At 58.4% G+C, this 6,543-nt stretch carries 8 protein-coding genes; 6 read left to right on the top strand and 2 right to left on the bottom strand.

Translation table 11 applies throughout. The annotated features are described in order from the left end of the window. The 3 genes from BV911_RS18240 to BV911_RS18230 form a co-directional block, all read left to right on the top strand. The coding region (locus BV911_RS18240) for a transposase (RefSeq protein WP_139840153.1) at nt 1-476 on the top strand (476 nt) is incomplete at its 5' end. Beyond that, nucleotides 476-709: a hypothetical protein gene (locus tag BV911_RS19355; protein WP_139840152.1), complete on the top strand. Its 234-nt coding sequence runs from the start codon at nt 476-478 to the stop codon at nt 707-709. The genes BV911_RS18240 and BV911_RS19355, both read left to right, overlap by 1 nt. A 141-nt stretch (nt 710-850) precedes the next feature. Continuing rightward, entirely contained in the window at nt 851-1,093 is a 243-nt protein-coding gene (locus tag BV911_RS18230; RefSeq protein WP_086054991.1) for a hypothetical protein, read from the top strand. Between the two features lie 192 nt (nt 1,094-1,285). Here BV911_RS18230 and BV911_RS18225 read toward each other — a convergent pair whose 3' ends face one another. Further along, entirely contained in the window at nt 1,286-2,395 is a 1,110-nt protein-coding gene (locus tag BV911_RS18225) for a PHB depolymerase family esterase (RefSeq protein ID WP_240512361.1), read from the bottom strand. A 646-nt stretch (nt 2,396-3,041) separates the two neighbouring features. Between BV911_RS18225 and BV911_RS18220 the strand changes: the two genes are divergently transcribed. Genes BV911_RS18220 through BV911_RS18210 form a run of 3 tightly spaced genes read left to right on the top strand, consistent with a single transcriptional unit; the run spans nt 3,042 to nt 5,261 of the window. Continuing rightward, nucleotides 3,042-3,623 carry a hypothetical protein gene (locus BV911_RS18220; protein WP_086054989.1) on the top strand — a complete coding sequence of 194 codons (582 nt, stop codon included), beginning with the start codon at nt 3,042-3,044 and terminating at the stop codon, nt 3,621-3,623. Beyond that, nucleotides 3,620-4,009, top strand: coding sequence for a phage holin family protein (locus BV911_RS18215; protein WP_086054988.1), 390 nt, complete (start codon nt 3,620-3,622; stop codon nt 4,007-4,009). The genes BV911_RS18220 and BV911_RS18215 overlap by 4 nt, the downstream gene beginning before the upstream one ends. Next, on the top strand, nt 4,002-5,261 hold the full coding sequence (locus tag BV911_RS18210) for a DUF3618 domain-containing protein (RefSeq protein ID WP_086054987.1): 1,260 nt from the start codon (nt 4,002-4,004) through the stop codon (nt 5,259-5,261). The genes BV911_RS18215 and BV911_RS18210 overlap by 8 nt, the downstream gene beginning before the upstream one ends. 618 nt (nt 5,262-5,879) lie before the next feature. Here the strand turns inward: BV911_RS18210 and BV911_RS18205 are convergent. Beyond that, on the bottom strand, nt 5,880-6,311 hold the full coding sequence (locus tag BV911_RS18205; RefSeq protein ID WP_205963910.1) for a hypothetical protein: 432 nt from the start codon (nt 6,309-6,311) through the stop codon (nt 5,880-5,882). Between the last annotated feature and the right edge of the window lie 232 nt (nt 6,312-6,543).

Below are 6,543 nucleotides of genomic sequence, written 5' to 3'. Positions count from 1 at the left end.
ATGACATCGAGCGCGACATCAGTGGCCAGCCTGCTGACGTCCGTCACGCGGCACGTCAAAAATTCAGCCAGCCAAAAGTTGAGGCCTTCTTTGCGTGGTCCGATCAGCAACTCCTGCGCATTCCGGGTAAGAGCAATTTGGCCAAGGCCTTCCGCTATGGCCTCAATCGCGCGGAGGCCTTCAGCTTGTTCCTGACAGACGGTCGTGTGGCCATCGACAATAACCCGGCTGAACGCGCTCTGCGACCGATCGGCATTGGAAGAAAGAACTGGCTGTTTGCCGGGGCGGACACCGGGGCGGAAACCTTGGCGCGCGCTATGACGATCATTGAAACCGCCAAGCTGAACGGCCTTGATCCGCAGGCCTATCTGGCTGACGTCCTGGATCGTATCCACGACCACATGAACCCGCGCCTCGACGAGCTACTGCCCTGGAACTGGACCCCGAAGGCGGTCTCACAGGCCGAGGCTGCGTAATGGCCGCCATAACGCATATCTGCACCATCGAACACGTTGCGAAGATGCTGGGCGAGGACCTCGAAATGCTGGAAGCCATTGTCGAGAACGACGACAATCTCAGCTACGGTGCCATCACTTCCGTTCATCACAAACGTCCAGCAAAAGCACACCATCCACGCTTCCGTTCCGAGGCCCTACGCCATGCTCATAAGCGTCAAGCTGGCGTCAGTCCTCGGACAAGTCAGGGATAACGGAGACAAGTGCAAGAACAGAGGAGTTGTGCCGCAAATTTTCTGGGATGCAGAAAGGGGTAAAATGCCGGTCCCCACCGCTGTCGTGCATCCCTGCGATGCCTTAGCCGCGACCGCTGCGCTGGACGCGCGCATCGAGGCATGATCGAGCCGATTCTGGTTGGCCCCCAGATCAAGATCGAAGCTGAAGTCAAAGCGGCGGGCCGCAGACTGAACGGCATCGAGATGATCGACGCGCCGCTTAGCCATGCCGCAGCAGCGGCGGTCGTGGCGCTTGTCCGCGTGGGCAAGGCTTTGGCTCTGATGTTACGGTCGCTGCATCCCGACGAGTTGATGGAAGCCGTGGTCAACGAGGAAACCGGCCTGCGAACCGCAGCCGCATGAGCCATATCGGTCTTGCCAAGTTGTCCCGCCGATCACTCCAACCGTAAAAGCTTGAGGCTACACCTTGGCGATATCCACGCGTACCATAAGCGAACTGCGCCCTTCTCGTTTTAAAATAGATTATCCGAGGGTCGAAGATTTGCTTTTTCTGCGTTCCTGCAGTTGGTCTCCATTGAGAACCTAGGGGCCGGCTCACGCCCCACGAAGTGACGTCGACACTTCCCTTATTTCTGGCTGTGTGGATCGACGTTTCATCGTTGTGCGATGGCGCAGAAAAAACCTGACCATTTCGCGAGAGGCATCCGGGCCAGTGGCATCCGTATAGCTGTCGGCTGCGTTGCCGCCGGACCACGCGTGGGCCCCGCCCACCACAACCCACTCTTCGATGAGCGACCGGCCTGTTCCCAGCCGATGCGACGTCCGTACGTAGTCCCGCCCGTCGGTAATATGCCCGGATTTCACGGTTTTATGAAGCTGCGGATAGGGTTCTAGCGCTCGTGCAACGATAAAGCGGCCGTTGCGCGGATTAACCACTTTATCCGAACCGCCTTGAAAACTGATCGTGGGCAGGGGATGGGAATGGGGTCGGCCTGGTGCGCCAAATTGCATTGCGACAACGGCAGTGGCCTCGTCATGCGCTGCACCGACCGGCAAACCGGAATGCGCCCCCACCGCCGCAAAAATGTCTGGATAAGCGTCGGCGACAATCAAGGCCACCGATGCTCCCGCCGACAGACCTGCGACGTAGACCCGAGCTGGATCGACTTTTTGTTTGAGGACGATCTCTCGCACTAAGTTTGCGAGCAGCGCAGGCTCACCCTCTCCGCGACCTTGGTCGCTCCGCTTGTACCAATTCCAGCAGCGGTAAAGTTGCGATTTTCGGTCTTGGGCTGGATAGACGACAAAAAACCCAAACTCTTCCGCGAGCAGATTCATCCGGGTGCCGCGGGCAAAATCGTCCGGCGTCTGACTGCAGCCATGCAACATCACCACCAGTGGCAAGGGTGCCTCGGAGAGTCCGGCGGATAGTCCGGCGCGGCTTGGGATATAAAGCTTGAAGGTGCGCGTGCCGAATTCAGAACTATGAACGCCTTTGGTGAATGACGCGCCGACCGGTTTTTTCAGAGCCGTGCGGGCCCGCGCCGGTGGCTTCGCTGTGCTATTGACCCTGCTGCGCGGGCTGGATTTCTCATCCCAGGTGCCGGATTTCGGCGTCGGCTTGGTGGTACGCCTTGCGGTTTTGGGTGCAGGCTTTTTACGTTTAGAGGCCGTGCCCTTGGTAGGAGCCGCGGGAAGCAGCATGGCCGTCAACAGATTGGTGAAGGCTGACGCTGTCGCTCGACGCATCCGTTTCTTGGTTTTTGAGCGCGCGCGCTTGAACGGAGAGTACATCTGAAATCGACTTCAATAAGGGAGGGGGGCAACGGGTCACGTAACGAGCACGCGGGCTTCGGACGATGCGGTTAGGAAATGATTATTATTGACCTTAAGGCTTTAGCCATGACGTGGTGCTGGACGAAGAGCCTCGCCAGAGATCCTCAGATGCACGTCGGACGATGAAACAAGATGTCCCTACGGTGGACTCTACATTGTCATTTCCTCTGGGTCGCTCGGGAAGACAACCAACGGCCGATGATTGGGTTCCGCCAAATCAGCTCCCCCCCTCCAAAAGGTCGACGAGTCGCCGCTGGCTTGGCGACGGTCCGACGGGTGAGTGACGGGTGAATAAGGGCAGCCACCTGCTAAAAAATTCGTGGCAGACGGAACAGTTTCTCTCTCCGAGCCGTTGCTAGCCTGTCGTATCGACGCACCAACATTGGTCCGACAGGTGCCGCACCGGACTGATTCAGAGAGGACTCCGAATGCACAACATTATCTATCTGATCGGCCTCGTCGTCGTCGTTCTTGCCGTTCTCAGCTTTGTCGCATAACCGAAAGGACCCCTGAAATGACCCCTGAAGAAACCAACACGAAACCACCCGTCCAAGACACACTCGATGATACGAAAGTGGCCGCCGCGGATGGTGCAGAAAAGCTGAAATCCGGCGCTCATGATTTGGCAAGCAAGGCATCAGCAGACGTCTCGAAAGTTGCGCAGCAAGCCCAGGAATCTGCTGCCGACGAAGTCAGCAGCGTCGCGTCTGCCCTTCGAACCGCCGCAGAAGAACTGCGCCACGGGTCGCCGCAAGAGCGCACATTCAGTCAGCTGGCAAACGGCTTGGCAGACGCATCCGAAGCAGTCCGGGATAAGGACCTTGGAGAGATTGTTGGTGACCTGAACGCCTTCGCGCGACGTAACCCGCTGATATTTCTTGGGGGGGCGGCCCTGCTTGGCTTTGCCGCCACACGATTTGCCAAGGCATCGGAAACGCCAGCGCAGACCAGACCCCCCTATGACCGCGAGAGACGTGATGGCTCAGGTCGGAGCGAAGCATCGTCACCGACAGCGTACCGGGCGTCCAATTACCCCGCCCAAGCGACGCCCGCAGGCCCTGGCTTCAACCCCAATCACGCCGGAGCACGGAAATGAACAGTGAAAAATCAACCGGCAATCTTCTGAGCGATGCCCTCACCCAAGTTAGCAATTTGGTTCGCACAGAGGTCGACCTCGCCCGGGCAGAGGTCAACGAAAACCTCAACCATGCGGCTTTAGCTCTTGGTATGATCGTGGGCGCAGTGATCGTCTTGATCACCGCCCTGAACGTCCTGACTGCCGCCGTTGTGGCCGCTCTAACCGAAGCGGGCATTCCTGCGGGTTGGTCGGCGCTCATCGTAGGTGGGGTGTTTGCCATCATCGGTTACATGATGCTCAAGAAAGGCATGGACACTTTGAAGCTCAGTTCTCTGGCACCGACGCGGACCGCCAAGAACGTGAAGCGCGACGCAAACGCCGTCAAGGAGGCTTACAATGACTGACCAGCGCACCCCCGAGGCGATTGAACGCCAGATCGAACAGGAAAGAATGGGCCTGAGCAACACCTTGGATGAACTGAACAACCGCTTCTCGATCGACGGCATTGTGAACCAGATCAGCGACCAGTTTCGCCACCACGGCGGCGAGATCGGCGAGTCCGTATTGCGCTCCGTCAAAGAAAATCCGGCCGCGTTAGCCCTGACTGGTGTTGGACTTGCCTGGATGATGTTCGGCAGCAACAAGCGCGTTGCGACCTATCGCGGTCGCGACCCCTATCCGGAATACGCCGAAGATCGCGGTAGGTCGGACCGCCGTTCACAGGGCGGATATGACGATGGACCTTATAGTTCATATTCCGCTGCATCGCGCCATTATGATCGCAATCTTGGTCGTGGGCCGGAAGCAATCAGGCCAAACGATACCCCGGAATGGATCGGCGGCTATGATGATCCCTACGCCAAGGCTGAAGGCCGGGCCGACGGGCGAAGTGTGAAGCAGCGGGCCCGCGAGCTTTACGACGTCGCCGGAAACCAGATGTCCGACGGTGCCGATGCGGCAGCGCATACAGCCTCTGGGGCCGCGGATGGCTTTAAAGGTGCCGCACGTCGCGCCGGCGACGTGGCATCCAATGCGGCTTCGGCGGTTTCGGACACAGCAGGCGCCACAAAAGGCGCAATAACGGACGCCGTACGCGACACCGGGCAAACGGTTGCGGAGCGGGCAACCCAGGCACGGGCGCGCTTGGCAGCGGGAACGGAAGCCATGACCGACGAAGCCCGCGACCGGGTAATCGCCGCCCGCGAAAAGGCAGTCGAAGCGCGCGATGCCGCGGCCGAATATGGCCGGCGGGGACGGGATAAGGCCGCTGATTTCTATGATGAACAGCCTTTGGTCGCCGGCGCGCTTGCGTTGGCCGTTGGTGCCGCCATCGCCGCAGCCCTGCCCCGAACCCAAGTCGAAGATCACTACATGGGCTCACAAAGCGACACCCTGATCGAAGAGGCCGAACGCATTTTCGCGGAAGAAAAGGCGAAGGTGGGCGAAGTCGCCAGAGCGGCAATGGACGAGGCAAAGGATGTCGCCGATGAGGCGGCAGAAAAAATCGCCGACGTCAAATCTAACGCAGATCAAAGCGCTCCGTCAAAAAACGCCGTGCAGGCGGTTGCTGACAAGGTCGCAGAAGGCGGAAAGCGCGTGGCAAACGCTGCCGCGTCAGAAGCCGACGAACAGAGCTTGGGCAAGCCCAGCATCTGACATCAGAAGCAGTCCCGGCCCACCGCTAATGTTGGTGGTGGGCCCCTATCACTGCCTTGCGATCGAAGATCGGCACGTTGATTGACTACACGGGTTCGTAATAACGAAATCTGGCATCTTCTAGGTCGACTTTTCTATCTTCTGAGCCGTGGCGCGTATCGTACGCATCCTGCAAAGGCCGTCTTCTTTGGTGAGGTGAGATTTCGTATCGGTTGCCGTCACGAGCAGCAACAAACCCAACTCCCAGAGTACACCGCCGGACATGGCGGCGTGATCCGCCGATCACTCCAACCTTAAAAGCTTGAGGCGAGAACGAGTTTTCGTCTCTGAACCCGCCGCAATCCTCCGTAAGTGATTGTTTTATTATCCGACCGGTCGAGGATTTGGTCACCTTGCGGCAAACTTGGAAAACAACAATACCGGAAATCCCGGACACACCAACAACGCTTTTGAGACCGCGCTTCCATCAGCCATTCCTAAGCGAACCGTTCGGCATCAGAGGTTTCTGCGATCTCCGCTAGGACTAGCTGTACCAGTTGTCCGAACTGAACAGCCGACAAATGCGCCGTGTTGCACAGAATAGCTTTTGCTCGGAACGCGCCCTTCCCGAGACGGAATTCAGGCGGTGCGTTCAAAAATTGGGCGGCAAAGTTCAGTCATCCGGTTGAGAATCTGGACGCCAATCTTGGCTTCCGTTTTCTGGCTTTCGAACGAGCGCGCCTTTGCCTTCGGTCCGATGACGGCCTTCCAGCGACCCATTTGAGTTTCGCCTCGGCTCCGCTGATTGTAACCGGGAATCTTCTGCCAGGCCATCCGCCCGTGCCCATCGATCTGCGCAATAGCTCCGTCGCGTGCCGTCGGATGCGGTGCCGCATTCTGGCTTAGGGTGGCGTTTTTGGGAGGTGGGATCGCAATCCCGATCATTACGCCAAAGCGTTCGACAAGGAGATCGCGGGTTGAGTTGCCGTCGTAAGCACCGTCTGCCAGAAACAGGTCAACTGGGCCGTCGACTTGCTCCAGCAGGTCCGAAAGTGCGGTTGGATCACCCATGTCATCGATGGACAGATCTAGGGCCTATTGATGTTCACTTAAGACGGGTATGGTTGCTGCGAGAGAGATGAATGCACCGAAGCTTTCATCGGCATTGCCACACTACTGTCAATCACGGTGACATAAGGGGCCATTTACCGGCGCAAATAGGGGCCACGCTCGGGATGTCGGTGGCGCTCTGGCGCGTGTGCTCACCACATAGCTAACGCGTGCCAGAGCGCGCTGGCCGTAG

Source organism: Pseudoruegeria sp. SK021 (genome assembly GCF_002119405.1).
Taxonomy (GTDB): domain Bacteria; phylum Pseudomonadota; class Alphaproteobacteria; order Rhodobacterales; family Rhodobacteraceae; genus Meridianimarinicoccus.
Note: the sequence above shows the minus strand (reverse complement) of the source record. Positions and strands in the feature narration are given on the sequence as shown.

Bases quoted from the DNA above. Each gene is read 5' to 3' on its own strand.
- BV911_RS18215 (WP_086054988.1), top strand. From the start codon at position 3,620: ATGAACAGTGAAAAATCAACCGGCAATCTTCTGAGCGATGCCCTCACC.
- BV911_RS18210 (WP_086054987.1), top strand. From the start codon at position 4,002: ATGACTGACCAGCGCACCCCCGAGGCGATTGAACGCCAGATCGAACAG.
- BV911_RS18230 (WP_086054991.1), top strand. From the start codon at position 851: ATGATCGAGCCGATTCTGGTTGGCCCCCAGATCAAGATCGAAGCTGAA.
- BV911_RS19355 (WP_139840152.1), top strand. From the start codon at position 476: ATGGCCGCCATAACGCATATCTGCACCATCGAACACGTTGCGAAGATG.
- BV911_RS18220 (WP_086054989.1), top strand. From the start codon at position 3,042: ATGACCCCTGAAGAAACCAACACGAAACCACCCGTCCAAGACACACTC.
- BV911_RS18225 (WP_240512361.1), bottom strand. From the start codon at position 2,395: ATGCTGCTTCCCGCGGCTCCTACCAAGGGCACGGCCTCTAAACGTAAA.
- BV911_RS18205 (WP_205963910.1), bottom strand. From the start codon at position 6,311: ATGGGTGATCCAACCGCACTTTCGGACCTGCTGGAGCAAGTCGACGGC.